Below are 25,135 nucleotides of genomic sequence, written 5' to 3' on the forward strand. Positions count from 1 at the left end.
CCATTTTAATTTATGCAGAGCTGGTATTATTTATGCTTTTTTGGGCGGTTTAGGTCCCCAATACTGATAATAGTGCGTTTCGATAAACCCGTTAAAAAGTTTCCGTTTTTTTGTCGCCTTTTTTCCGTAAAACTGTTCAAAGCTTTTATTGCTTGTCAAAATGTAAATCGACCAAGTATCTAACAGCGAGAATGTTTTCCCCATTTCCTTATATAATTGCTCCACTTCTTCTCGTTCTCCGAGTCGCTCACCATACGGTGGATTCCCGACTATTACCCCAAATTCCTTCATCGTACGTAAATCTTTAACTTGCATTTGTTTAAAAGTAATGACATCCGAAAGCCCGGCCTCCATGGCATTTTCTTTTGAAATCTCAATCATTTTATGATCAATGTCCGTCCCGATGCAGTCGAGGCGAATATCATATTTAGCTAAATCCTCTGCTTCTTCTCTTGCCCTTCTCCATACATCCTTGCCGATCCAGTCCCATTGCTCTGAAATAAAATCTCTATTGAAGCCGGGCGCGATATTTTGCCCAATTAACGCCGCTTCAATCGGAATCGTACCTGAACCACAAAATGGATCAAAGAAAGGTCTGTCAGGAGTCCAATTCGTTAGCAAAATAAGTGCAGCAGCGAGCGTTTCTTTTAAAGGGGCATTTCCTTTTCGAGCGCGATATCCTCGTTTATGGAGGCCGTCTCCGCTCGTATCAATGGTCAGTGTAGCAATGTCTTTATGTAAAGAGATCTCAATCTTGTAAACCGCCCCTGTCTCTTCTAACCAATCGGTCGTTTTTCGGTACTGCTGCTTCAATTTTTCAACTATTGCTTTTTTCACAATTTTCTGGCAGTCAGAAACACTTGCCAGTTTTGATTTCACCGATTTTCCGATGACAGGAAATTGAGCGTTTTCAGGCAAAAATTCCGCCCAATCAATGGCTTTCGTTTTTTCAAACAGTTCTTCAAATGTCGTTGCCGGAAATTCAGCCACTTTTAATTTCACTCGATCAGCCGTTCTAAGCCATAAATTCGCTCGGCAAATCGCCAGTTCATCGCCTTCAAACGTTACTTTTCCGTTTTCCACTTTGCATGTATATCCTAGATTGCGCACTTCTGATGCAACAATCGCTTCAATTCCCATTGCAGCTGTTGCAATCAATGTAAACCGTTTGCTCATTTTTTCACCTGTCTTTTTCAGAAAATAAAAGCTCTCCAAATGGAGAGCACGAAAAATTGCGGTTTATTCCATAACGTTCTGTAAGCCATGTTTTGTCCCCATGCAGCTTGTACATGGGTGGTAATCATCTATCTACAGAAGGGTTTTAGCCCTTCTGTCCTTCTCCTCGTTCATTTCCTCAGAGAAGGTGCCCCTACCATCATTTGGGTTTCTCGCTCGTGGGGTTTACCGCGTTCCACTCTTGCGATTTCTCGCAAGACTACGTCACTGTGGCACTTTCAGGGTAATAGTGCCATACTAATCAATAGCTTAGGCACGTTCCCCGCCGTCAGCCGAAAAGGCTGCCCTAGCTTATGGTTTCGCTAGGCACGAACACTACGGGCATCTCAGCACCGTGCGAGCATGGACTTTCCTCTACAACGGATGATCCGTTGCAGCGATTACCCGAACGTTATGCTAAACCGCATTATGTAGTATAGTGAAAATGAATAAAAAATTCAAGTGGCATCCATGAACATTATTCATATAATTTGCTTCCAAATACATGTTTTTCTAAATTCGATAAACGCTTCAAAATGTCAAAGTTCGTTGTATTCGCCTGCATCGTCGGTTGTTTTTTCGATGCTTCTTCGAGCTGCTTTTTCAGCCGCATATTTTCCTGCCGCAACTGTTCAATCTCCTGGTAAAACGTTTCGTAATCTTTAATGATAATATCTAAAAATTTATCAACTTCTTCTTGTTTATAACCGCGCATCGAAGTTTTAAACTCTTTTTCCAAAATTTCTTTCGCCGTTAATCTAATTTTATCTGAAATCAACTCGGTTCACCTCAATCGTCAGAAGTCCTCCTAGGCTATATTTTTTCAAACTTCCTGATTAATGTCAATTTATTCTTTAATGAAGCCTTCAGAGGTTTAAAAATAATGATTATAAACGGAAGGAGCTGGTTACTCAGCCCCTTCTCAAAGATTATCTCGGAAACGGACCAGGTCCCATGCACTGAAAATGTTGATGTGACACGTTATTTACCACAGATTGAGTATGCGGGAAATAATGCAAATGTTGATACATTTGATGATTAACATTTGTTGTATGAATTGGATGGATATGAGGAACGATTGTTGTTGAATGTGTATGATTGACGCAGCATTTCGTCGGATGAACAATCGGCTGAAGAACGTTCGGTCTGCATTTCATATTATATAACTCCTTCCTATTTATTATTTTTACAATACTAGCCTATGAATATAAAAGTGTACATGTACTAATTCAAATACCTATTTTCAAAAAAAAGCAGGCGCGATATTTATCATGTATAGGCATTTCCTTCATAACCGATTGATTAAGGCACTATATTAAAAATTTGAAAGAGAAAGACCTTCTTGTTCGATGGAAGGTCTTGCTAGTCAATCTTTCTCTTTTTTTTATATTTGACAGAAAAAGCATCTAATAGGCGATGCCGTTTTTACTCGAATATAATACCAAAATATGTTGCCGCCGGCATCTATTCCTTTTAACAAATCCTTATATTAGACGGTTGTGATCGAGTAATTGTTTCATCTTTCTTCCAAATCTTCCAACTTATTTTTTTTCTTTTCCAGCCTCCATTTTCTTTTCAGCAGCTCTTCTTTTTGTGTTGAATGTTTGGATACTCCCATTCTTTCCAGCTGTTTCAAAATTTGAATCGCTTCGTTTGTGTCTATATATGCAGCATCAATATTTTTTTCATAATGCTCATAAAATTTGGCCAGTTCGACTAAAGCTTTTATTTTCAAAAAGCCTTGTCCATGTTTTTTAATTTCGCTCCATAGTTTCACTGCCTCATCCAAACGTCCGTTTCGTTTTGCCAGCATTGCCATTTCAAATTTTGCCTTGAGGTGAAGGCTGCTTGACTGCTCGTTTATTTTCGCATATGAAAAATAAGCAAGCTTTTCATTTCCTTGAGCTTGAAACCATCTTGCCATTTCAAACAGTTCTTTATCATCATGGTTGTCATCGGGAAATAAAAGCTTTTTTGACAAATGAATATAAAGTGAAATTAAGGAGAGAATATCCATCTCATTATGCTGAAAAATTCCGATCACACTATCAGGATTTGGATCTTTCAAAAAATGATGGTAAAGGATCGGCGCTAAATAGCCGGGAGTATCTTCCTTTCGGTTCACTTGCAAAATATCTTTTTCAACATTTGATAATTTTACCGACTCCAAGCTATTTTTCCAGAGACGTCTAGCTGCATGATATAAATCAAAATGGCCGTACTCAGGCAATTGCGGCACCATATTGCGAATGAGAGTATGCCTCGTTTTCACTTGAGGCCAATCAAATGCTTTTCCATTGTATGTGACTAATGTTTTTATATTTACTTCACTTAAAAACCGTTGATATAAAGCAACCTCATGGCCAGGAGCAGGCAAAAAAAGCTGTTTGATCACCACTTTATCGAATAATATCCGGGCAAATCCAAGTAAAAAGATCATATTGCCTGCTCCGCCCTTTAAACCAGTCGTTTCCGTATCGAAAAAGAAAAGTTCATAAGGTTTATGCCCTTTTGCTGACAGCGGATGCTCCATTTCATTGTCATTCCAGTAATCTACAACATCAATTACTTCGCTCAATTCATACAATCCATGGCGATAATTGAGCGGATATTCTACTTCACGGATGAGAATATATTGGCCATCAAAGAAAAACGGCTTGACTCCAACGCTTTCCCAGCGTTTTAAGTATGGAATCTCTATATCCTGTTCCTTTTTCAATACGTCTTCATGAACGATATGATTTTTTAATCTGTTTAATTTTTGTTTTATGGACATAGAATCTGTCCTTTCTTTATATATTGAAGCAGCCGAAGCGCCGCTTCCTTTCTTCCGCTCGATTCTCCATCAAGACCGATGCAGGAAGGGCAGCCATCATCGCATTTACAGTTTGTTACCATTTCTTCCGTTCTTTCAAGCAAGCATTCAAACTCATCAAATACTTTCTTCGCCAGCCCAACTCCGCCTGGATATCGGTCATACAAATAGATAGTCGGTTTTCCGTTGTGAATGGATTTCACTTGAAATACAACGTCAAGATCGTTTGGATCGCACATTGCTGCAAGAGCACTCACATATTTTAAAGCATGGCTGATACCGACTAAAGCTTTTTCCATTTGTTCTTCCGATAAAACAGAAAAAACGTCATTTTGAAAGCTAATCCAAGCACCTGTTGTATGAAGCTCTTCCTCCGGCAGATGAATAGGACCAGAACCAATGTTCTCATGTGTGCCAAATTTGATTTTTTTAAATATCGTCGGTTGGGCAAGCACCATGACATCTCCAAATCCAATCTCCATGCTCTTGCTTTCCTTTTCCTGATCCACCTCAAGCACCTTTAATTGAACAGCTAGGTTCGCATCCGTAAAATAGTCAACATTGACTTCAGAAACATATGCTTTTTTTTCTTCCCAATCGAGCTTTTCAACCTGAAATTGCCTTCCTTCATGCAAATAGATCGCTTCTTCATGAAGCATCGTCATGGCGCTGAATCGGTCCATTTCCCCGATGACATTTGCGCCATTTGTAGTGTCAATAATTACGACATTTTCTTGAGAAGCAGAACGCAAGCTGATCCCATGTGCAGGAAACGAATCGCTCATCCAATACCATCTGCCTCCGTTTTCGTAAAGAACGCCTTCCTCTTTCAGAAAATCAAGTATATCGTCAACCTCCACCCCGTCTAACGTTTCACCTGACTGAAATGGAAGCTCAAACGCCGCACATTTTATATGATCTACGAGAATGATTAAGTTATCTGGATGAATGATCGCACTTTCCGGATTTTTTTCAAACAAATATTCTGGATGCTTTAAAATATATTGATCTAATGGACTCGATCCTCCGACGAGAATAATTGCTGCCTCCTCTTCCCTTCTGCCCGCCCGGCCTGATTGCTGCCACGCGCTGGCAATCGATCCGGGGTATCCTGTCATAATGCAAACCTGCAGCTGACCGATATCAACCCCTAGCTCCAAAGCATTGGTGCTGACGACACCTTTAATTTTTCCCTCTCTTAGGCCTTTTTCAATTTCCCTTCGCTGCTTCGGCAAATAACCTCCGCGATATCCGCGAATCGTTTTCGATCCCAATTCCTTTTTCGTCATCTCTTGAAGATACGTTAAAATAATTTCAACCCTTGTCCGGCTTCTAGCAAACACAATCGTTTGAATGTCGTTTTTTAAAAATTCTTTCGCAATCTCTTTTACATCAATCATGGCGCTTCTGCGGATATTGAGAGGCTTGTTAACAACAGGCGGATTGTAAAAGATGAAATGTTTTTTGCTTCTTGGGGCTCCGTTTCGATCAATAAGAACCGCTTTCTCTCCAATCAATGTTTCAGCAAATTCCAACGGATTTGCAATCGTTGCCGACGTACATATAAATTGAACGTCGCTTCCGTAAAATCGGCAAATTCTCTTCAGCCTTCTGATTACATTCGCAACATGGCTTCCAAATACTCCGCGATATGTATGCAATTCATCGATGACGACATATTTTAAGTTTTCAAAAAGCGACACCCATTTCGTATGATGCGGTAAAATACCTGAATGTAGCATATCAGGATTTGTCATAACAATATGACCAGCTTTTCGAATCTTTTGACGGATCGTTGGAGAAGTATCTCCATCGTATGTATAGCAATTTATCTCCGTTTTTATTCCTTCAATCCATTCATTCAGTTCGCTTTTTTGATCCTGAGCTAGCGCCTTTGTCGGAAAAAGATATAATGCTCTCGTGTTATTGTTTTTTAATATTGCGTTTAAAACAGGCAAATTGTAGCACAACGTTTTTCCCGACGCTGTCGGGGTTACAGCGACAATGTTGTGATGATTTAACGCTAATTCAAACGCTTCTTTTTGATGACTGTATAATTGTTCAATTCCTTTTTTCTTCAACATTTCCTTCAATCGGTTATCCATATCTTCTGGAAAAGGAACTGTGATTGCTTCTTTTTCAGGTATTGTGTGCCAATATACAATCTGATCCCGAAAACGCTCGTCATGTCTAAAATCATGGATGACTTTTTCAAAAGGTTTCCGCCCAAGCATAACCCATTCCTCCTCAAATTCACTACATCTATTCTAACGAATAAACGTTCGTAAATAAAGCATGTTTTCATTGGAAGCTTTCGTATAAACTTTTCGAAACTCTTTTGCATATAAATGTGAAAAAAAGAAAGGGAGTGAGAGAGCAAGATGAAAAAAGACAAAAAGGAACATGATGAATTTTTGCCCGTGTTTTCCCAACTAGATCCGCTTCCAGGCAGGTTTTCACAATTTTTCGATCCTGCCTACATTCAATCGCTATTAAAACCGTTTCATGATTTGTTTGATACCGCAATGTCCCTTCCCTTTTTTCATTTTGACACTCATGAAACCGATCAAGAATGGGTGTTAGAGGGAAAGCTTCCAGGAGTGAAAAAAGAGCAAATACGCATCGAATCGTATGATCATGTATTAACGATTTCCATTCAGCAAGATCAACATATTGAACAAACAAATGATGAAAAACAGATGACGCAAATGTTCAAGTCTCATGGCAAATTTGCGAAATCCTTTTATTTGCCAGCTTACTTAGATGTACAACGTATTAAAGCATCGTTTCAAAATGAAAAGCTGAAAATTGTGATCCCTTCCAAAAAAACAAAAATAAATATTGACTAATATGCTTCTAATCAAAGAGGTTGTCCAAAAAGTCAGGGTAACTGACTTTTGGAGTCCCTCATTTTTCCACTTTTAAAAAAGCAAAAAAAAATCGTCCTTTCTAAATAAAATGTAGTTGGGACCCAACATCACAGAAAGGACGATTTTTTATGAACCAATCAAATGATTACTACGGAAACAGCACTTTCACTAGATGTAAAAGAAGAAAATACTCCTGACAAAAGAAATTAACATTCCCTCCTACTTTCAAACTATATGACAACCGTCAAGTTCAAGTAAATTTGGATATTGTATTGCTCATACCAGAACATCACGTGGCACGTGTCATAGACAAAATGGTGGAGACGATGCAAGATGAGGGGTATTGTTTTCTCATTAGCTCACACTTCCTGAAATAGCTGGCATCCGCCAGCTACTTTCAGATAAAAATCGAAAAATATAAAAGCAAGTGGAGAGAAACGCGTTGTTTCTCTCTACTTGCTTCCTTTTAGGGACTTATCGGGCAGTCCCATTTTTCCTATTGCATCCTGTAATTGTCTGTTTTGTGATCGGAACTCATCATTCCCCGGGCAATCATGTCATCAGCCTGTTGTTCCCGATTGGAAATATTCTTTTTCCAAAAATAAGTTTTTGGTATAAAAAGGATTTTTTCGTATATCCAACAAAGCATAAACAGCCTTGACTTGCGGCGAACGGCATCCCTAGCGCCTTACATCGTTTCAAAGCTCATTATTCAGCATCAAGCTTTAAAAATTTGCGTGACTCCTTTTAAAAGGGAGCTCATTTGATTCATCGTTTGAACAACTTGTCCTACTGTATCGATCATTTTGTTAAAATCCATCTGTCCGTCCGCTTTTTTAAATGAAGAAAGCAATGAAGGATTTGACCCTTTTGGCATCATCATAGGCAGCGTGCTTGGATAAGGCTGAGGATAAGGCTGAGGATACGGATTCATAAATGGCTGATAATATGGAGATTGGAAATAAGGAACTACATGTTGATTCATCATGAAATATTGATCGTAAGAAACAGGTCTTAACCAATCATAAGCATGATCATGATACATTTTGATCCCTCCAATAAAAACTTAACTAACATAAAATATGTTTTTGCCTTTTAAAGGGTGAGATGTCAAATAGTGTCGGAAGTTTTTATTTTTTTTAAAATTGATAATTACAAAAGAGATGGTAACATATTAATATAAGTGTTAGGGGGGGATGTTTTATGACGGTTCAAACATTGAGGGAAAGATTTAAAATGGAGAAGCAATACGAAGCAGAATGTGCAAATGAATTGCTGGACTTTGCTCGCAGATTGTATCTTTATGAAAACATCAGCATCAAAGACTTTCGAAATATTGTCAAAACGCTAGAACAGCAAGGAGCCGTTACACCTGAATACATCCTTTAAATCAAGCAGAGGCGGGAGAATTTTCTCCGGCCTCTTTTTGCCGCTTACGAATAGTACCGTTTACGGCAGTTCAATAGCATAGATTGACAAAAAAGAACGGATATTTTTTAGATAGAATCTTTTAGCCCCAAGATTTCTTCAAACGAAGTAAGGTTTTGCGTAAATCGAAAGCCCAATAGATTGTGTCTATATATTTCACACATAATAAAGCGGAGAAACTGTTCGCTTCTCCGCTTCCCCTTTTTCATTCATTTTTTTCCATTTCACGAATCATGCTTCTTAATGTGTATTCAGCAGATTCTTTTATATTTTTAAATCTCACCTTGCTTGTATCTTGAAAAAAAGATTGGATCACAATGTTTTCAATATGCTCTTTTGCCGTATCAATTTGTTGCGAATGCAGGTATCTAGGATGGTACTTATTGATCCATTTTTTCGCAACAATTTCCCATTCATCCAATATTGGCAAAATCTTGTCAACACTCGGTTTAATTTCGGCAAAAAAATCGTATTCCAGTCCTTCCTTCTTGGTTCTCTCGAAGCGTTGAGCACTTTTTTGGATCACTTGAAGCAATTGCTCCGTGATTTTCCGAACTTGTTCTTCATCCAAGGTTCTCACCTCAGATTCATCATAGCAAATTTTTTTTGTTTTACCAAATTTTATACTACCTTTTTTCTCAAGCTCCGCACGAATTTCCTTTCTGCACACATTTTCTCAAATTTATTCATCTTTTCTTCTCCATTTTCTATAAAGTTTGAAACGGCTTGTTTTGTCCGATGAATTTCTTTATCTATATTTTGCGTCAATTGCTGCTCTAAAAGATCAATTTGTTTTTCAATTTCCTGCAATTTTTTTAATGCCTCTTGCTTTTCTATAAACGAACTCATCAGCATCCCTCTTTTCTTATTTTTGCTAAAAAATTCTTCTTCCTAAATATGAGTCCTGCCTGTTTGACAAAACTAGTTGTGATTCGGCAAAAAAAGTGTAAATTCCCTGCATTCAAAAATCCGCTTCATTGTGCGCATGTATTTTTTCAGGTTAGAAAAAATAAACATGGGAGGTGTTATGATGAAAAACGATAAAAAAACCATTCAAAATGATAGTCAAAAAGAAAAAAAGCGAGGAGTTGGAGACAAAAAGCTTGAAGGTCCAAACAGACCCTCTACTTAAAAATGGTCAGGCTCATTGCCTGACCATTATTGTAAGTATTGCTTCATCATACATAATAAATGTAGCTGGGACTGTTTTTTCTCATACCAGTCAGTTAATTCAATTCGTTTCGGAATCTCTGGATCTTTATAATACTTTCCGAGCCGCTGTCCATGAAACCATTCTCTTTCTTTTTCGTCTATTTCGTGTGAGATTATCGGAAAAGCCGTCCTTAAATATGGGGATTTTCTTTTTGTTGTTTTTTTCATATATTTTTCATAATCATACCGTGATCCTGTATGTATTACACGATTTGAAAATTTTAGAAACTGTCCATGGTAAAGAGGATGAAATAAAAGCCATGCCAGCCTTTTTCCCAATTCAATCCGTTTTTTGACATGGCTGAATTGATGGGTGGAAAATCCGTACAATTTTCCTGTTAACGTCGGAAACAGTATAACGCGAAAATGAAATAGATCTTGAAAAATAAACGGCAAGCTGTGAAAGACAAATTTTTTAAATAATGGATGATCAATAACCGGTTTTTGAATAACATGCTGCTCATTAATAATAAGGGAGGTTAAAAGCCTTTTCTCATCTTTTGTGCGGAAAAAGCGTTCCCACTCCTCCATCATAAAGGCGGATACATGAAAAGCTTCGAGCAAATAAAACATCGGTTTGTTGTAACGCTTGGAATATTCATATAGTAAAAGCTGTGGATAAGCATCAGCAAAAATGAGCCAGTTTGCGGTTTCAACTGATAAAAAGAGCCATTGCCGTTTTTCATAAGGCAAAGCCTGTTTGAGGGGAATACCTTCTAAATCTGTCATAAACCAGCCGGCGTTTCTTTAGACCATGCTTGCCAGCAACGCCCATTTTACTTCCGGATGTTTTTTATAAAACTTTGCATATCGTTCCGTCCGTGAAATATTATCAACATTTCCGTCATCTGTTTTTAATTTTGTTTGTAATATTATATCATGTAGTGACATAGTATTCCCTCTTTCAACTTAAATCATGTATAATGAAGTCATTTCATCGAAAAAAGGTTAACATTTTTTGTTAAGATATAAATAGCCGGAAAAAGGAGGAGATCGCTTGGCTATTCGTTATCCTAACGGAAAGTTGTGGAAAGCTAAACAAAATGTAGCGAATCCAGTCCCAGTTGAAATACAATATTCAAATAGAGGGATGACCCTCGAGGACGACTTAAATGAGACAAATCTTTATTACAGGGAAAATGGAATAGCTGTCATCCATAAAAAACCGACTCCGATCCAAATCGTTTCGGTTGATTATCCGAAACGGAGCGCAGCAGTCATTAAAGAAGCTTATTTTAAACAGACTTCAACAACCGACTACAACGGAGTTTATAAAGGCAAATATATTGACTTTGAAGCAAAAGAGACAAAAAACAGCTCTTTTCCACTAAAAAATATTCATGATCATCAAATCGAGCATATGAAGGCTGTGCTCGAACAAAACGGAATATGTTTTCTAATTATACGATTCACTAAACTAAATCAAATATACTTCTTAGAGGCTGAAAAATTGATGCATTTTTGGGAAAGACAGAAAAACGGGGGAAGAAAATCGATTTCGCATCAAGAAATTGTAGAATGCGGTCACCATATCCCTCTTGGCTATTGCCCAAGAGTTGATTATATTAGTATAATAGACAAGTTATATTTTTAGCTACTGCCCTTTTCATTCTAAATGAAAGGTTGGATTTATAATGAGTCAACAATATAAATCGAGGGAAGAAAGACGAAAAGCTTTAGCAAGTAAGAAAAAAAAGCCGAAGAAAAAAGGAATCGCAAGAAAAATTGTGTTTTTCATTCTTTTGTTAGGGCTTGTAGGCATCATTGGAGGAACATCGACATTTGCTTATTTTGCAGCAACGGCACCTCCTCTAAATGATGATCTTTTAAAAGGAAATATGTCATCAAAAGTATATGACAAGGACGGAAATGAAATAGGTGAGGTCGGTTCGGAAAAACGGACATATGTGAAAATCGATGATATTCCGCAAGTTGTAAAAGATGCGTTTATTGCTACGGAAGATGTTCGATTTTATAAACATAACGGAATCGATCCAATTCGTATTGGAGGCGCTGCAATTGCCAACTTTAAAGAAGGATTCGGTTCTGAAGGTGCAAGTACAATTACGCAGCAGCTTGTCAAGCTTTCCTTTTTATCTCTTGACAAAACATTAAAAAGAAAAGCTCAAGAAGCATGGCTTGCCTTACAAGTGGAGCAAAAATATTCAAAAGATGAAATACTTGAAATGTATTTAAACAGAATTTATTATCCCGGCAACTATTACGGCGTCGCAAGAGCTACTGAAGCTTTCTTTGGGAAGGATCTTAAAGACATCACGCTGTCTGAAGCGGCAATGCTGGCTGGGATGATTAAAAATCCTGATCTATACAACCCTAGAAAAAATCCCGATCTGGCGGAAAAACGCCGCAATGTTGTCTTAAATTTAATGGTTAAAAACGGATTTATCAGTGAAGAGGAAGCGGCAAAAGCTAAACAAACATCCATCACAGAATCATTAGTAGAACCAAAAAAGCAGCAAAACAAATATCATGCCTTTATTGAACATGCGATTGAAGAAGTAAGAAAAAAGCTTGGCGTTGATCCGAGCTCAGCAGGATTAAAAATCTATACAACAATCGATACAGATGCTCAAGAATATGTTGAACAATTATTGAACGGCGACGAAATCAGTTATCCGAGCAAATATTTTCAGGCTGGAATTGCTCTAATCGACACGACAACAGGTGAAATACGCGCCATCGGCGGCGGGAGAAACCAACCGATTGGCGGATTTAACTATGCTGTCGATTTAAAACGGCAGCCTGGTTCAACCATTAAGCCTATTTTAGATTACGGCCCTGCCATTGAGCATTTAAAATGGTCAACGTATCACCAAATCGTTGATGAGCCGTACACGTATTCAAACGGAAATCCAATAAACAACTATGACCGCAGCTATAAAGGGCAGATGTCAATCAGAGAAGCATTGGCTGATTCAAGAAACATCCCAGCATTAAAGGCGTTTCAAGAGGTTGGTGAATCGAGGGCAAAAGCATTTGCCGAGAAATTGGGAATTAAAATCGATAAAATTACAGAAGCATACGCAATCGGCGGATTTGAACACGGCATATCCCCTCTTCAATTGGCGGGGGCTTACAGCGCCTTTGGCAACAACGGTATATACAATGAACCATATTCCGTAACAAAGGTTGTTTTTGTTGATGGAACAAAAGCTGATTTAACACCAGATCCGGTCGAAGCAATGAGCGATTACACAGCATTTATGATCACCGATATGTTAAAAACCGTTGTAGAACGAGGAACCGGTACAAGAGCTCGGGTGCCTGGCTTGAATATTGCCGGCAAAACGGGTTCAACGAACTTTACAGAGCAAGAAAAAGCAAAATATCATCCGGAGCGCGGTGCAGCAAAAGACAATTGGTTTGTCGGCTATACACCAAAATACACAGCTGCTGTTTGGACTGGATATGAGAAAAATGAAGAGAAAATGTATATAACAAAAAGGGAACAACAAATTGCCAGAGACATCTTTAGAAAGCTAATGCGGCATGTATCTGACGGGGATTCATCCGATTTCAAACAGCCGAAAAGCGTGGTGAAAAAGGCAATCGAAAAAGGATCTAATCCGGCGAAGCTTGCAAGCAAATATACGCCAAAAAATATGATTACGTACGAATATTTTGTAAGAGGCGAAGAGCCGACAAAAGTTTCAACGAAATATGAAAAGCTGGACAAACCGTCAGGCCTATCCATCAATTATGATCAAAAAACGAATGCAGTGAAGCTTAGCTGGAATCACAGTGAATCGGACGTTTCATTTGAAGTGAGCGCCTCGATCGATAACGCTGCTTCCAAAGTATTAACGACTACAAAAGACAAATCGTATGTCTTGTCAAATGTGAAACCTGGTTCTGTATATAAATTCAGCGTTACAGCTGTAAGGGACAGCATGCGAAGCGATCCTGCAAGCGCAATGATCGAAATACCTTCTGTGGAGGAAGAGGAGCAAGAAGAATTACCAGATGAATTAACACCGCCTGAACAGGAACAAAATGAAGGACAAGATGAAGAGGATCAATTGGAGAACGAAAATGACAATGAACAAAATAGCGGGCAAAATGAAGAGGAAAATCAAAACGAGAATCCTGAACAGCCGCAGACGCCAAATGACAGTATACAAAACGGCAATCAAGGCGGCGGACCTACTCCTCCTCAAGATCCAGGCAATAACTTCAATCGTTCACAAACGGGTGGAAACGGAAATTCACAAACCGAAACGCCTGCTGTTCAGCAATGAAAATAAGGGACTGTCCGATAAGTTCCTAAATGGAGCCAGTGGAGAAAAACAGCTCGTTTTTCTCCATTGGCTTTTGTTATAAAAAAATGAGAGGGCTCGAAAAATTCAGTTACCCTGAATTTTTCGAAGCCCCCTTTTGTTTTGCTTTTTTGATCGCCTGATGTTTATAAAACAATTTTTCCGTTTCTGTAAATAGTTCATTTAATTGAATATATGCATGATATTGAGTAGGCTTTTTTAAAATAAACGTTAGACGATCTTCAATATTGACGGGAGCTATATCCAGCTTCTTTATTTCGTCTAATTGCAGTGAATGAACCGGCTTTTCATTGAGCCAATAAAGAAGTTGGATATAGAGGCAGATCCCTGTCATCATTTTTTGTCGATCCATTTTAAACGGTTTTGTTATCGTGCGTTGAATCTCGGTTTGAATTTCCTTCCACTGCTTAAAAAGCTTGGGCAAAAATTGCTCGCTCGCCTCCCACGGTCTCGTATCATCCATTCCAGCCAAATATTGAAGATCATAATAAAAAAAATCAGTTGGATGCAAATATACAGATTCCTCGTCAAAAAACGCAGTATTTTGAAATTGCTCAGGGAGATGAAACATCTTCCTATCGTGCATTTTTTATGCCTTTCCTTTCATTCTTTTTTCCCCTTCTCTGCACAAATAAAGAAGAGGACATTCATGACACTTTGGTGATTGGGCTTTGCAATGATACCTTCCAAAAAAAATAAGCCGATGGTGGGTGATTCCCCATTCGTCCTCAGGAACTTTTTCCATCAATGTTTTTTCCACTTCCAATACAGAATCCTTCCAACGGCAAATTCCGAGCCGCTTCGACACCCGTTCAACGTGTGTATCGACGGCGATGGCAGGTTTTCCAAACGCAACAGATAAAACAACGTTTGCCGTTTTCCTTCCTACTCCAGGAAGGCTCATTAATTCCTCTCTAGTTTCCGGCACTTTTCGGTCAAATTCTTCAATTAACATTTTGCATAATTTTTGAATATTTTTCGCTTTGTTACGATAAAGACCGATGGAGCGAATATCTTGTTCTAATTCCTCCAACGGGACAGACAAATAATCATCAGGTGTTTTATATTTTTGAAACAAATTTTTTGTTACTTTATTGACTAACGCATCCGTGCATTGAGCAGACAAAACGACAGCAATGACCAGTTCAAAAGGATTGCTGTGCACAAGCTCGCAATGAGCATCAGGAAACATTTTCCCGATAACCTCTAAGCATTCTTTTACTTTCTTTTTTGATAGCATGTACCATCACCTTTCAATCAGCTTGAACGAGGAAAAGAATTTTAGTTTTCCAGCCAGTTGTAGAAAGGCACCTTCCTTTTATATTCTTGCTCCTCTAGAGTAGACTGCTTTTGTTTTTGATTGAATTCATGAAATTTTTGTGAATGCTTTTTAGCTTGTTCAATTGTTTTGATTCCATTCTTCTTCCATTCAAATAAAATCCGGTCAATATATCGAAAATTTAATTTTCCGGAGATCACCGCTTCCCTTAATGCAGAAATGATAATATCGGGATCATGATGATCTTGGTCGATCCAAAAAGCTAACGTTTCGCACTCAATCGGGGAAAGAGGTCGTCCAAATTCTTGTTCAAAGATGGTGTATAATTGATTTTCCTTTTCTACTTTTTCTTGATCTTGGTCCATGACGACTACATCATACAACTTTTCCCATAGCTGTTTTAAAGAATATTTCTCATAAATCATCCCGTTTTGCTCAAATTCCTCTATCGTTAAAAAACCTCTCTGAACTAAACTCCGAAGCAATTTGACACATTCCGCCGTTGTGATTGTCATATGGTCGGAAAGTTCTGTAGGAGTTGGAAAAGCATTTCCTTTTTGAATGTGGGAATGTACGTGCAAAAGGAGAACAAATTCTTTTTCTGACAAACCTAAATCGGCATAATTCCGCAGCAGTATATTGGGAACGGTCAGTGATCCATCTTCCACTAATTCGGTGAACTGTTTTTTCTTCATATTTCGACACCTCAAAATAAGTATACCATGATTGCGGCCATTCATGGCTTCAGAATGCATGGCTGAAAAACGAAACCTCCTGAAGATAGGAGGCTTCATGCAGTTTACGGATATAAACGATTTAATAAACGCGGAAATGGAATCGTTTCACGAACATGTTCGACACCGCATATCCAAGCAACAGTTCGTTCAAGTCCAAGGCCGAAGCCGGAATGAGGTACGGATCCGTATTGCCGCAGCTCAAGATACCATTTATAAGCTGCTTCATCCAGATGATGCTCTTCAAGACGTTTTTTTAATAAATGATAATCATGGATGCGTTCAGATCCGCCGATGATTTCTCCGTACCCTTCAGGAGCGATTAAATCCGCGCACAGAACAACCTCTGGTCGATTTGGATCAGGCTGCATATAAAAAGGTTTTAAGCTTGTCGGATAATGTGTAATGAAAACTGGTTTATCAAAGCTTTCCGCGATCGCTGTTTCATGCGGCGAACCAAAATCGTCCCCCCATGCGATGTCGTTGAATCCTTTCTTATGCAGCAGCGCGATAGCGTCGTCGTATGTTATTTTCGAAAACGAAGGAACAACCTGCTCCAGCTTGGAAATGTCACGTTCTAATGTTTTCAATTCAAGTGAACAATTTTTTAATACCGATTGCACAATATGGGAAACGTACTGCTCCTGCAGCTGCAAATTGTCTTCAAATTGATAAAACGCCATTTCCGGTTCAATCATCCAAAATTCAATTAAATGACGGCGCGTTTTCGATTTTTCAGCCCGGAATGTCGGCCCGAATGAAAATACTTTGCCTAAGGCCATAGCAGCTGCTTCCATATACAGCTGACCACTCTGCGAAAGGTAAGCATCTTCATCAAAATATTTCGTATGAAATAATTCCGTCGTTCCTTCAGGCGCACTTCCGGTCAAAATAGGGGGATCCACTTTGACAAACCCTTGATCATTAAAAAATTCATAAGTGGCACGGATGAGTTCGTTGCGCACTTTCATAATGGCGTGCTGGCGCTTTGATCGAAGCCAAAGGTGGCGATTGTCCATTAAAAATTCAGTACCGTGTTCTTTTGGCGTAATCGGATAATCGCTTGCTTCATGAATAATTTCTATATTTTCAACGCCAAGCTCATATCCAAAAGGTGAACGTTCATCCACTCTCACAACTCCTGTGACATACAAAGAGCTTTCTTGTGTGAGTTGTTTTGCTTTTTTAAATATTTCTTCATCCACCTTCGATTTTTCAACAACCCCTTGAATAAAGCCTGTTCCATCCCGAAGCTGCAAAAAAGCAATTTTTCCGCTTGATCGCTTATTCGCCAACCAGCAGCCGATTGTTACTTGTTCTCCGACATGGTTTTTAACATTTGAAATTGTTGTTTTCACAGCTTTACCCTCCATATGAAACCGCCTTTTTATTCGATGCTTTCTATTATACATATGTTATTCCTTTTTTTTCAATAAAGGAAACCAGCGAAAAAGCCGGCTGAACCACCGGCTATTGACAATCTTTACTGTTTATGATTGTTGACAAAGCGATCAATACGTTCAATCGCTTTATTTAAAAGTTCTAGCGATGTCGCATACGATAATCTTACATTATCTGGGGCACCGAAGCCGCTTCCTGGTACTAGCGCTACCTTTTCCTCTTCCAAGAGCGCCTCGACAAATTCGTCAACATTACGAAAACCTGTTAACTCTGCTGCTTCTTTTGCATTTGGAAATAAATAAAATGCTCCTTGCGGTTTAATGCACGAGAAACCTGGTATTTGCACAAGTTTTTCGTAAATGATATTTAAACGGTCTTCAAAAGCTCTTCTCATTATTTCGACCGGTTCTTGAGGTCCCTCATACGCCGCGATCGCAGCATATTGAGCAATTGAAGTCGGATTTGAAGTGCTGTGGCTCGCAAGGTTCGTCATAGCTTGAATGATGCGTTCATTGCCCGCCGCATAACCAATTCTCCATCCTGTCATTGAATGGGATTTCGATACACCATTAATAATAATTGTTTTTTCTTTTACTTCAGGAGAAATTTCAGCGATGGACACATGTTCATTTTCTCCGTATACTAATTTTTCATAAATTTCATCGGAAACGATAATAAGATCATGGCTAAGGCAAACCTCCGCCAATTCTTTCAACTCATCCCGCGTATAGATCATGCCGGTCGGGTTGCTCGGAGAATTGATAATCACCGCTTTTGTTTTGTTTGTGATCGCTTGCTGCAGCTGATCAGGCGTAATTTTAAATTGATTTTCTTCCCTTCCCTCTACAAATACTGGAGCTCCGCCTGCAAGCTTCACTTGTTCCGGATAGCTTACCCAGTATGGAGAAGGAATGATCACTTCATCACCATCGTCAAGAATAGCTTGGAACAATGTATATAAAGCGTGTTTAGCGCCTGTTGAAACAATAATTTCAGACGGTTTATATTCTAAATGCTGGTCTTTTTTAAATTTTTCTATAATTGCCTCTTTCAATGATATAAGTCCTCCAGAAGGCGTATACTTCGTATGCCCTTCTTTCATCGCTTTTTCTGCAGCGTCTAAAATATGATCAGGAGTGTTAAAATCCGGCTCGCCTGCCCCAAGGCCAATCACATCATGCCCGGCTGCTTTCAATTCTTTTGCTTTTGCAGTGATCGCCAGTGTAGATGAAGGTGTTAAAGTTGATACGCGTTTAGATAAATTCACTTTTACAATGCTCCCTTCTTATTGCTTAATGCTGTACATTTTATAAACTCTGTCATCCGTAAAGCTAACAATAAAATATGTATAACGGTTTTGTTGGTCAATATATTGGACCTCCCAAACCGGTATATCCCATTTTTTCGAATCTGTATCATCATACCCAAGCATGATTTTCTTTATTTTCTTCGGCTTGCTGTTGTCAATGTTTTGAATCAATTGAAGTACGTCGTCTTTGCTCAAGCCTTCCTTCGCTTTTTTAATTAAAATTTTATCCGTGTTCCCCTTTTTCATCCAGCCGATAATTTTTTCGCCTTTTTTATTTTTCCCTTGAATGATATAGTAAACATTTCGATTATAAAATGTGTTGACTTCATCGATCGATGCAAAGCCATGCTCCTTCGCAGCTTGTATAGCTGTTTCGTGTCCTTTTGTTTTATCTTCTTTTGCACTATTATAAAGAAAAGCAAACGTCACCACTAAAAAGATAAGAGCGCATATAAAAGAAATAAAAATTTTTCCTTTCATTATGATCACCGATTATGTTCTATAAATAGTAAAAACCGCTTTATTTGGATCTTTGCTGTCAAGGGCTAATCCGAATAATAAATGTTCTCTTTTTAATGTCCGATTTAGCAAATCAACTATTTTATACAAATCGTCGGAATGCTCAACCGTAACGGAAGATATAATTTCGATTTTGCTTTCCATGTCAGCTTCCTCCTTTACAAAAACAAAATTTGTAATTCATACTTACAAAGCATCTAGGAAACAATACAGATACAACAGCAATATGTTGTTATCTGTACCCATTATAACAGCTTTACGGCTCACACTAAATAAAATTTCTCCTAGTCCACACCTAATTTTTTGAGGAGCCATCGCTGCTCCTCTTTTTTTTATATGTACAGAAAAGTTATGGCCAATTACGTCCGCAATAGAAAATAGGTCAAGCCCTATCGAAAGCTTAAGAGCCTGACCCTTGTTTATCACATAATCGTGTTCGCCGGTTCCTCTTTAATTAACTCGATGATTTCATTGTTTTCATTCATGATGGCTATCGTTGGACGGTGGTTTTTTAATTGATCTTCATGCACAAGCTTATAGGAAATGATAATGACCACATCACCGACCTGAACAAGCCGGGCAGCCGCACCGTTTAAACAAATGACACCGCTTCCTCTTTTTCCAGGAATCACATACGTTTCAAAGCGTTCGCCATTATTATTATTCACGATTTGCACTTTTTCATTCGGGACAATCCCAACGGCATCTAAAATATCCTGGTCGATCGTAACGGAACCGACATAGTTCAAATTTGCTTCCGTCACCCTTGCACGATGAATTTTTCCGTTCATCATCATACGGAACATGTATGAACCCCCCCTTTAGGTCAAATCGATAATAATATTATCGATCAGCCTAGCATGCTTAAATTTTACAGCAATCGCAACGATAATTTTTCCCGTAAGTGCGTTTGGTTTTTTCAAGTCAGGATAAGTCAAAATATCTATATAATCAATTTCTCCGCTCGTCTTTTCCGTTATATACGCTCTCATTTTTTCGATGATGGCTTCTTGATCATGCACTTTGTTCTCAACCATTTCTTTTGCCATTAATAACGATTGATATAAATGAACGGCTTCTTTTCGTTCCTGTTCGTCTAACCGTACGTTTCGAGAGCTTGTGGCCAATCCGTCCTCTTCACGAACCGTTTCCACCGGAACAATTTCAATTGGGAAATTAAGATCTTTTATAAGTGCTGTAACAACGGCAACTTGCTGGGCATCCTTCAATCCGAAATAGGCTCTGTCTGGAGTTATGATGTGAAACAGCTTTGTTAAAACCGTTGCCACTCCGTCAAAATGTCCCGGTCTTGATTTTCCGCACAAAACGTCAACGCGCTTCGTGACTTTTACTGTGACGGCAGGTTCTTCCGGGTACATTTCTTCTTTTGTCGGCGCGAAAAAAAGGTCAACCCCTTTTTGTCTTGCCAGCTCTTCGTCGCGTTTGATATCGCGAGGGTATGTTTGATAGTCTTCATTCGGTCCAAATTGAAGCGGATTCACAAAAACGCTCATCACCGTTACGTCGTTTTCCTGTTTGGCCCGTTTAACCAATGATAAATGACCTTCATGCAAATATCCCATCGTTGGCACGAACCCTATCGTTTTTCCTTCTTTTTTCTTGAGATCGATTTCTTTTTTTATTTCCTCTATCGTAGTGACGATTTTCATTTTCCTTGTCCTCCATATAAGCTTGCAAGTTCCTCTTCATTCATGCGGAACGAATGATCCAACGATGGAAAGTCCCGATTTTTCACTTCATCTTTATAAGCTTCAATCGCTTTTACAATGCTTTCATTTACATTTGCATATTGTTTAACAAACTTCGGCACTCTTTCCACTCCAAATCCAATCAAATCATGAAACACTAACACTTGTCCATCTGTATATTTTCCTGCGCCGATGCCGATGGTTGGAATGGACAGCTCTTTTGTTATTTTTTCCGCCAGCTGAAACGGGATGCATTCCAATACAATGGCAATCGCGCCAGCCTGTTCGCATTTTTTCGCATCTAGCAACAGCTTTTCTGCACTTTTCGCTTCTTTTCCTTGTACTTTATATCCGCCTAATACACCTACTGACTGAGGAGTCAATCCGAGGTGGGCAACAACAGGAATGCCGGCATTTGTTAACAGAGATATGACGTCAAAAACAGGCCCTTCCACCTTTAAGGCATCTGCCCCGCTTTGCTGCACCATTTTCTTTGCATTTTGCAGCGTGTCTTCTGTCGAAATATGATACGACATAAAGGGCATATCCGTCACAACAAATGTATTTTTTGCTCCGCGTTTTACAGCCTTCGTATGATGAATCATATCTTCCACCGTTACAGGTACGGTTGAATCATACCCTAAAACGACCATTCCAAGCGAATCGCCGACAAGGATCATATCAACATTTGCCTGTTCAGCAAGCTTAGCGGACGGATAATCGTACGCCGTCATCATCACGATTGGCTCTTGCTTTTGTTTCATTTGAATAAAATCCAGCTTTGTTTTCATAAAAACTCCCCCTCTTTTGTAGTTGCAGAGGATAAGAACGAACCGATTAAAAAAAACCTTCTTTCACTGAGAAAGAAGGATTTTTACCATTTCCTTATTATCGGCTTCTTCATCCCTCTGTCCCAGTCCTTTTGGATCAAGGCAGAATCAATCTTTTAATAATGACAACATGAAACTTTTTTGGTGCAGTTCCAAACAGGATACTGCCCTTTCGTTAAGTATAACAAAATTTCATTGTAAAATATATTTATTTGATATCAATATCTGCTGAATACACTTTTTCTATTTTTCCTTCAGAAGTTTCAATGAGAAGCGCCCCTTCTTCATTAATGCCAAGAGCCTTGCCGACAACTGTTCCGGATAATGTCCGGGCATGGATCGTTTTGTTTAAACTAATGGAATAGCTTTCCCATAAAAGTTTAATCGGTTTAAATCCATGCTCTAAATATGTAGTATACCATTTTTCAAAACGTTCGAGAAACTTTTGAATGATAAGGGCGCGATGAATTTTCTCTCCCTTTTCAATCGCTATGGAGGTGGCAGTATTGCGAATCGCTTCAGGAAATTCATCAATTTGCTGATTTACATTAATACCGATGCCGATGATCACCGAATGCACTTGATCAGCTTCCGCCTCAAGCTCTGTTAAAATTCCGACTGCTTTTTTTCCATTAATCAAAATGTCATTGGGCCATTTAATGGTCGGAGAAAGCCCTGTTGCCTCTTCAATCCCTTCTACGAGAGCAACGGCTGTCAATAAAGTAAGCTGAGGAGTTTTCTGTAAAGGTATGTTCGGCCGCAAAATGATGCTCATCCAAATCCCTGTACCTTTTGGCGAATACCATACTCTAGCCATTCTCCCTCTTCCGCCTGTCTGTTCATCCGCAACTACGAGCGTTCCCTCCTCAGCACCTTTCTGTGACAATTCATGGGCAATTTTTTGAGTAGAATCAACCGTATCGGAATATACAATGTTTTGTCCTATAAAATCCGTTTCTAGACCTAATTGTATTTCGTTGGCTGTAATTTTTTCCGGCGTCTTGACTATTCTGTACCCCTTTCTTCGCACCGCCTCGAGGACAAATCCTTCCTTCCTCAATTCCTCAATATGCTTCCATACTGCCGTTCTTGAACAACCGAGCAATTCGCTGATTTTTTGGCCTGAAACATATCCTCCATCAGCTTCAGAAAAAGCTGCTAACAGCTTTCGCCTAATTTCTGATTGCAATTTTTTAACCACTCCTTTATTTTGCCGCTATTATTTTCAATCAATCCATTGACAACCTGTTGTTCAACCAGCGTTAAATATTCCTCCACCCATTTGCCCGGCTTTTTCGGCACGATGTTTAAAATGTCATTCCCCGTTACGGCCAATTCTTTTCTAGAATGGATTGGAAGCTGTTCGTACGACTTTTGCAGTTTCTGAATGGCTTCTTCGTTTTTTTCTTTTTGCAGCACCTGCCTTATTCTTTCCAGCTGAAGAGCATCCTCAAGCCCTGTCTTATATAAAAGAAAGGCTGTCCAGTCTTTCTCGAAGAGACAATTGAGCAACTCAAGATGTCTGCATACTTTTTTGATCACCCTTCTAGGAAGCTTCCAATTCCGCATAAATGATTCACCATCATCCGTTTCTAAAACGAATAACAAAACAGTCCAGTATTCTTCCCGCTCACACAAATTATGCATTGGATAGCTGAGCAGCTTGTGCAACTGTTCTTTCTTTTGTTTTAATCCAGGCATATGTTGATAAACATTCGTAAGAGTTAATAGTTGTATCGCATCATTTGCGGAAGCTCCAGCCAGAAGCTTTTCAAATTCAGCAGTTATTCGCTCGATCGATATGTTCTGAAGAAGCTTATGCCAAACGGTTATGGCTTGCAAAGTTTTTTCTTCAAGCCGAAAGGACAATTGGCTGACAAATCTTAAAGCGCGCAGCATTCTTAACGCATCTTCGGAAAAGCGTTCATACGGATCTCCCACTGTACGAATCATGCGGTTTTCTAAATCTTCCATGCCATTGACATAATCTAAAATGCGCCCGTTTTTGTCCATCGCCAAAGCATTAATTGTAAAATCGCGCCGCTTTAAATCTTCTTGCAGCGAGCTGACAAAACGGACATATTTAGGTCTTCGATACTCTTCGTATTCCCCTTCCGTCCGAAAAGTCGTCACTTCATACGGCTTTCCATTATGAAGAACAATGACTGTACCATGCTGCACCCCAACATCAATTGTTTTCGGAAAAATTTTTTGAATCTCATCAGGCTTTGCTGATGTGGCAATGTCGATATCCCCGATCTTCCGATTCAGCAATAAATCACGAACAGAACCGCCGACAAAATACGCTTCATGGCCATGCTCATTTAATTGTTCTATAATCGGTATTGCCTCCACAAATTCTGCTTTCATGTTGGAACTCCTTCAGATAGTAATTCAAAATAAATTTGCTCATATGTTGACACAATTTTTTCAGAATGAAATTTTTCTCTGACAAGCAGTATCGCATTTTCTGACATTTTTTGATGAAGTGTTTGATCTTCCAATAAGCGAATCGATTTTTCGGCGGTATCCTCAATATCGCCAAGCTCAACAATATAGCCTGTTTTATGATCTTCAATTACTTCCGGTATGCCGCCGATCCTCGTTCCAATACAGGGAACTCCGCAAGCCATCGCTTCCAATAAAACTAATCCAAAGCTTTCTTTTTCTGACAGCAGCAATTTTAAATCACTGATGGAATACAATTGATCTAAGTTTTCTTGCTTCCCCAAAAACAGCACATGATCTTCCAATTGCAGCTGTTTCACTAATTTCATGACAATCGACACTTCCGGTCCGTCGCCGACCAGCAACAGCTTCGATGGGACTTCCTGTCGGATGAGGGCAAATGCTTTGACGACATCAGGAACTCGCTTCACTTGCCGAAAATTTGATACGTGTATAAGCACTTTTTCATCATCTTGAATCCTGTACTCTCTTTTTAATGAAGGCAAATGTTTTTTATGATAAATTCGTTCATCAATAAAATTGTAAACCGTTTCAATTTCTTTTTTAGGCTCCAATAAATCATATGTTTGTTCAACGAGCGCCTTTGATACGGCTGTAACGCGGTCCGAAGCTTCAATCCCAAATTTGATCGCTATGGAGAGCGTCGGATCATATCCTAGCACAGTAATATCAGTACCATGAAGAGTTGTGACGATTTTTATTTTTCCCCCAACCATTTGTTTAGCCAAAAAAGCGCAAATCGCATGAGGCACAGCATAATGAACGTGCAAAATATCTAAATTTTCCCTCTCAATGACTTCGGCAATTTTGCTGGATAAAGCGAGATCATATGGAGGATATTTAAAAACAGAGTATTGATTTACTTCCACTTCATGAAAATAAATGTTGTGATAAACCTTATTCAGCCTGAATGGCATGCTGGAGGAAATAAAGTGAATTTCATGCCCTCTTTCTGCAAGCAATTTTCCAAGCTCTGTCGCCACCACGCCTGATCCTCCAACAGACGGGTAGCAAGTAATGCCAATTTTCAATTTTTTCATTCATTAT

Annotated in this window: 25 protein-coding genes, 1 other RNA gene and 1 pseudogene; 4 read left to right on the forward strand and 23 right to left on the reverse strand. The window is 39.0% G+C overall.

Going from position 1 to position 25,135, the window contains the following annotated elements:
• Positions 1-30: 30 nt before the first annotated feature.
• From NSR00_RS06145 to NSR00_RS06170, 6 genes are all read right to left on the reverse strand, one after another.
• The gene (locus NSR00_RS06145) at positions 31-1,176 is read right to left on the reverse strand and encodes a THUMP domain-containing class I SAM-dependent RNA methyltransferase (RefSeq protein ID WP_340787648.1); all 1,146 of its coding nucleotides are present in this window, start codon (positions 1,174-1,176) and stop codon (positions 31-33) included.
• Between the two features lie 76 nt (positions 1,177-1,252).
• An RNA gene (rnpB, locus tag NSR00_RS06150) (RNase P RNA component class B) lies at positions 1,253-1,628 on the reverse strand.
• Positions 1,629-1,693: 65 nt separating this feature from the next.
• On the reverse strand, positions 1,694-1,993 hold the full coding sequence (gpsB, locus tag NSR00_RS06155) for a cell division regulator GpsB (protein ID WP_063388535.1): 300 nt from the start codon (positions 1,991-1,993) through the stop codon (positions 1,694-1,696).
• A gap of 151 nt (positions 1,994-2,144) precedes the next feature.
• On the reverse strand, positions 2,145-2,372 hold the full coding sequence (locus NSR00_RS06160) for a CotD family spore coat protein (RefSeq protein ID WP_340787650.1): 228 nt from the start codon (positions 2,370-2,372) through the stop codon (positions 2,145-2,147).
• 359 nt (positions 2,373-2,731) lie between these two features.
• A complete protein-coding gene (locus NSR00_RS06165; RefSeq protein WP_063388537.1) occupies positions 2,732-3,991 on the reverse strand; it encodes a ribonuclease H-like domain-containing protein in 1,260 nt (419 codons plus the stop codon).
• Positions 3,982-6,264 carry a DEAD/DEAH box helicase gene (locus NSR00_RS06170; protein WP_340787654.1) on the reverse strand — a complete coding sequence of 761 codons (2,283 nt, stop codon included), beginning with the start codon at positions 6,262-6,264 and terminating at the stop codon, positions 3,982-3,984. The genes NSR00_RS06165 and NSR00_RS06170 overlap by 10 nt, the downstream gene beginning before the upstream one ends.
• Before the next feature lie 147 nt (positions 6,265-6,411).
• Here NSR00_RS06170 and NSR00_RS06175 point away from each other — a divergent pair, with 147 nt between their 5' ends.
• Entirely contained in the window at positions 6,412-6,879 is a 468-nt protein-coding gene (locus NSR00_RS06175; protein ID WP_144598152.1) for an Hsp20 family protein, read from the forward strand.
• A 739-nt stretch (positions 6,880-7,618) separates the two neighbouring features.
• Here the strand turns inward: NSR00_RS06175 and NSR00_RS06180 are convergent.
• The gene (locus NSR00_RS06180; protein ID WP_340787657.1) at positions 7,619-7,945 is read right to left on the reverse strand and encodes a YppG family protein; all 327 of its coding nucleotides are present in this window, start codon (positions 7,943-7,945) and stop codon (positions 7,619-7,621) included.
• 158 nt (positions 7,946-8,103) lie between these two features.
• On the opposite strand from NSR00_RS06180, the gene yppF reads away from it, so the two are divergent.
• Positions 8,104-8,289, forward strand: coding sequence for a YppF family protein (gene yppF / locus NSR00_RS06185; protein ID WP_063388541.1), 186 nt, complete (start codon positions 8,104-8,106; stop codon positions 8,287-8,289).
• A gap of 244 nt (positions 8,290-8,533) precedes the next feature.
• On the opposite strand, the gene NSR00_RS06190 is transcribed toward yppF, so the two are convergent.
• From NSR00_RS06190 to NSR00_RS06200, 3 genes and pseudogenes are all read right to left on the reverse strand, one after another.
• Positions 8,534-8,899 carry a YppE family protein gene (locus NSR00_RS06190; protein WP_063388542.1) on the reverse strand — a complete coding sequence of 122 codons (366 nt, stop codon included), beginning with the start codon at positions 8,897-8,899 and terminating at the stop codon, positions 8,534-8,536.
• A gap of 50 nt (positions 8,900-8,949) precedes the next feature.
• Positions 8,950-9,177, reverse strand: a complete 228-nt coding sequence (locus NSR00_RS06195; RefSeq protein ID WP_066251875.1) for a hypothetical protein — start codon at positions 9,175-9,177, stop codon at positions 8,950-8,952.
• 309 nt (positions 9,178-9,486) lie between these two features.
• Positions 9,487-10,431: pseudogene (locus NSR00_RS06200) on the reverse strand (DUF2515 family protein).
• A gap of 106 nt (positions 10,432-10,537) precedes the next feature.
• On the opposite strand from NSR00_RS06200, the gene recU reads away from it, so the two are divergent.
• Positions 10,538-11,134, forward strand: coding sequence for a Holliday junction resolvase RecU (recU, locus tag NSR00_RS06205; RefSeq protein WP_340787659.1), 597 nt, complete (start codon positions 10,538-10,540; stop codon positions 11,132-11,134).
• A gap of 40 nt (positions 11,135-11,174) precedes the next feature.
• Positions 11,175-13,799 carry a transglycosylase domain-containing protein gene (locus NSR00_RS06210; RefSeq protein WP_340787662.1) on the forward strand — a complete coding sequence of 875 codons (2,625 nt, stop codon included), beginning with the start codon at positions 11,175-11,177 and terminating at the stop codon, positions 13,797-13,799.
• Between the two features lie 109 nt (positions 13,800-13,908).
• On the opposite strand, the gene NSR00_RS06215 is transcribed toward NSR00_RS06210, so the two are convergent.
• From NSR00_RS06215 to bshA, 13 genes are all read right to left on the reverse strand, one after another.
• Positions 13,909-14,424 (reverse strand): YpoC family protein, encoded by a 516-nt coding sequence (locus NSR00_RS06215; protein WP_133309192.1) that lies wholly within the window; start codon positions 14,422-14,424, stop codon positions 13,909-13,911.
• Between the two features lie 3 nt (positions 14,425-14,427).
• Positions 14,428-15,078, reverse strand: coding sequence for an endonuclease III (gene nth, locus NSR00_RS06220; protein WP_063388548.1), 651 nt, complete (start codon positions 15,076-15,078; stop codon positions 14,428-14,430).
• A gap of 41 nt (positions 15,079-15,119) precedes the next feature.
• Positions 15,120-15,812, reverse strand: coding sequence for a DnaD domain-containing protein (locus tag NSR00_RS06225; protein ID WP_340787665.1), 693 nt, complete (start codon positions 15,810-15,812; stop codon positions 15,120-15,122).
• Between the two features lie 104 nt (positions 15,813-15,916).
• Positions 15,917-17,209, reverse strand: coding sequence for an asparagine--tRNA ligase (asnS, locus tag NSR00_RS06230; RefSeq protein ID WP_340787668.1), 1,293 nt, complete (start codon positions 17,207-17,209; stop codon positions 15,917-15,919).
• A 125-nt stretch (positions 17,210-17,334) separates the two neighbouring features.
• Complete coding sequence (locus NSR00_RS06235; protein ID WP_340787671.1) at positions 17,335-18,519, reverse strand: pyridoxal phosphate-dependent aminotransferase; 1,185 nt, start codon at positions 18,517-18,519, stop codon at positions 17,335-17,337.
• A gap of 18 nt (positions 18,520-18,537) precedes the next feature.
• The gene (locus NSR00_RS06240; RefSeq protein ID WP_063388550.1) at positions 18,538-19,041 is read right to left on the reverse strand and encodes a cell wall elongation regulator TseB-like domain-containing protein; all 504 of its coding nucleotides are present in this window, start codon (positions 19,039-19,041) and stop codon (positions 18,538-18,540) included.
• A 12-nt stretch (positions 19,042-19,053) separates the two neighbouring features.
• Positions 19,054-19,224, reverse strand: coding sequence for a YpmA family protein (locus tag NSR00_RS06245; RefSeq protein WP_065095534.1), 171 nt, complete (start codon positions 19,222-19,224; stop codon positions 19,054-19,056).
• Positions 19,225-19,502: 278 nt separating this feature from the next.
• A complete protein-coding gene (gene panD, locus NSR00_RS06250) occupies positions 19,503-19,886 on the reverse strand; it encodes an aspartate 1-decarboxylase (RefSeq protein ID WP_063388552.1) in 384 nt (127 codons plus the stop codon).
• Positions 19,887-19,901: 15 nt separating this feature from the next.
• Positions 19,902-20,750, reverse strand: a complete 849-nt coding sequence (gene panC / locus NSR00_RS06255; RefSeq protein WP_340787674.1) for a pantoate--beta-alanine ligase — start codon at positions 20,748-20,750, stop codon at positions 19,902-19,904.
• Positions 20,747-21,580 carry a 3-methyl-2-oxobutanoate hydroxymethyltransferase gene (gene panB / locus NSR00_RS06260; RefSeq protein WP_340787677.1) on the reverse strand — a complete coding sequence of 278 codons (834 nt, stop codon included), beginning with the start codon at positions 21,578-21,580 and terminating at the stop codon, positions 20,747-20,749. Before panB ends, panC begins: the two co-directional genes overlap by 4 nt.
• A gap of 247 nt (positions 21,581-21,827) precedes the next feature.
• Positions 21,828-22,808, reverse strand: a complete 981-nt coding sequence (locus NSR00_RS06265) for a biotin--[acetyl-CoA-carboxylase] ligase (protein ID WP_340787680.1) — start codon at positions 22,806-22,808, stop codon at positions 21,828-21,830.
• On the reverse strand, positions 22,778-23,989 hold the full coding sequence (locus NSR00_RS06270) for a CCA tRNA nucleotidyltransferase (RefSeq protein ID WP_340787683.1): 1,212 nt from the start codon (positions 23,987-23,989) through the stop codon (positions 22,778-22,780). Before NSR00_RS06270 ends, NSR00_RS06265 begins: the two co-directional genes overlap by 31 nt.
• Positions 23,986-25,128: an N-acetyl-alpha-D-glucosaminyl L-malate synthase BshA gene (gene bshA / locus NSR00_RS06275; protein WP_340787688.1), complete on the reverse strand. Its 1,143-nt coding sequence runs from the start codon at positions 25,126-25,128 to the stop codon at positions 23,986-23,988. Before bshA ends, NSR00_RS06270 begins: the two co-directional genes overlap by 4 nt.
• Positions 25,129-25,135: the final 7 nt, after the last annotated feature.

The organism is Aeribacillus sp. FSL K6-8394, from assembly GCF_038008865.1.
GTDB classification, from domain to species: domain Bacteria; phylum Bacillota; class Bacilli; order Bacillales; family Aeribacillaceae; genus Aeribacillus; species Aeribacillus composti.

What these genes read in the sequence shown, in the direction of transcription:
- NSR00_RS06145 (WP_340787648.1), bottom strand. Translation starts at nt 1,176, where the DNA reads ATGAGCAAACGGTTTACATTGATTGCAACAGCTGCAATGGGAATTGAA.
- NSR00_RS06160 (WP_340787650.1), bottom strand. Translation starts at nt 2,372, where the DNA reads ATGAAATGCAGACCGAACGTTCTTCAGCCGATTGTTCATCCGACGAAA.
- NSR00_RS06165 (WP_063388537.1), bottom strand. Translation starts at nt 3,991, where the DNA reads ATGTCCATAAAACAAAAATTAAACAGATTAAAAAATCATATCGTTCAT.
- NSR00_RS06170 (WP_340787654.1), bottom strand. Translation starts at nt 6,264, where the DNA reads ATGCTTGGGCGGAAACCTTTTGAAAAAGTCATCCATGATTTTAGACAT.
- NSR00_RS06175 (WP_144598152.1), top strand. Translation starts at nt 6,412, where the DNA reads ATGAAAAAAGACAAAAAGGAACATGATGAATTTTTGCCCGTGTTTTCC.
- NSR00_RS06180 (WP_340787657.1), bottom strand. Translation starts at nt 7,945, where the DNA reads ATGTATCATGATCATGCTTATGATTGGTTAAGACCTGTTTCTTACGAT.
- yppF (WP_063388541.1), top strand. Translation starts at nt 8,104, where the DNA reads ATGACGGTTCAAACATTGAGGGAAAGATTTAAAATGGAGAAGCAATAC.
- NSR00_RS06195 (WP_066251875.1), bottom strand. Translation starts at nt 9,177, where the DNA reads ATGAGTTCGTTTATAGAAAAGCAAGAGGCATTAAAAAAATTGCAGGAA.
- NSR00_RS06210 (WP_340787662.1), top strand. Translation starts at nt 11,175, where the DNA reads ATGAGTCAACAATATAAATCGAGGGAAGAAAGACGAAAAGCTTTAGCA.
- NSR00_RS06215 (WP_133309192.1), bottom strand. Translation starts at nt 14,424, where the DNA reads ATGCACGATAGGAAGATGTTTCATCTCCCTGAGCAATTTCAAAATACT.
- nth (WP_063388548.1), bottom strand. Translation starts at nt 15,078, where the DNA reads ATGCTATCAAAAAAGAAAGTAAAAGAATGCTTAGAGGTTATCGGGAAA.
- NSR00_RS06225 (WP_340787665.1), bottom strand. Translation starts at nt 15,812, where the DNA reads ATGAAGAAAAAACAGTTCACCGAATTAGTGGAAGATGGATCACTGACC.
- NSR00_RS06240 (WP_063388550.1), bottom strand. Translation starts at nt 19,041, where the DNA reads ATGAAAGGAAAAATTTTTATTTCTTTTATATGCGCTCTTATCTTTTTA.
- NSR00_RS06245 (WP_065095534.1), bottom strand. Translation starts at nt 19,224, where the DNA reads ATGGAAAGCAAAATCGAAATTATATCTTCCGTTACGGTTGAGCATTCC.
- panD (WP_063388552.1), bottom strand. Translation starts at nt 19,886, where the DNA reads ATGTTCCGTATGATGATGAACGGAAAAATTCATCGTGCAAGGGTGACG.
- panC (WP_340787674.1), bottom strand. Translation starts at nt 20,750, where the DNA reads ATGAAAATCGTCACTACGATAGAGGAAATAAAAAAAGAAATCGATCTC.
- panB (WP_340787677.1), bottom strand. Translation starts at nt 21,580, where the DNA reads ATGAAAACAAAGCTGGATTTTATTCAAATGAAACAAAAGCAAGAGCCA.
- NSR00_RS06270 (WP_340787683.1), bottom strand. Translation starts at nt 23,989, where the DNA reads ATGAAAGCAGAATTTGTGGAGGCAATACCGATTATAGAACAATTAAAT.
- bshA (WP_340787688.1), bottom strand. Translation starts at nt 25,128, where the DNA reads ATGAAAAAATTGAAAATTGGCATTACTTGCTACCCGTCTGTTGGAGGA.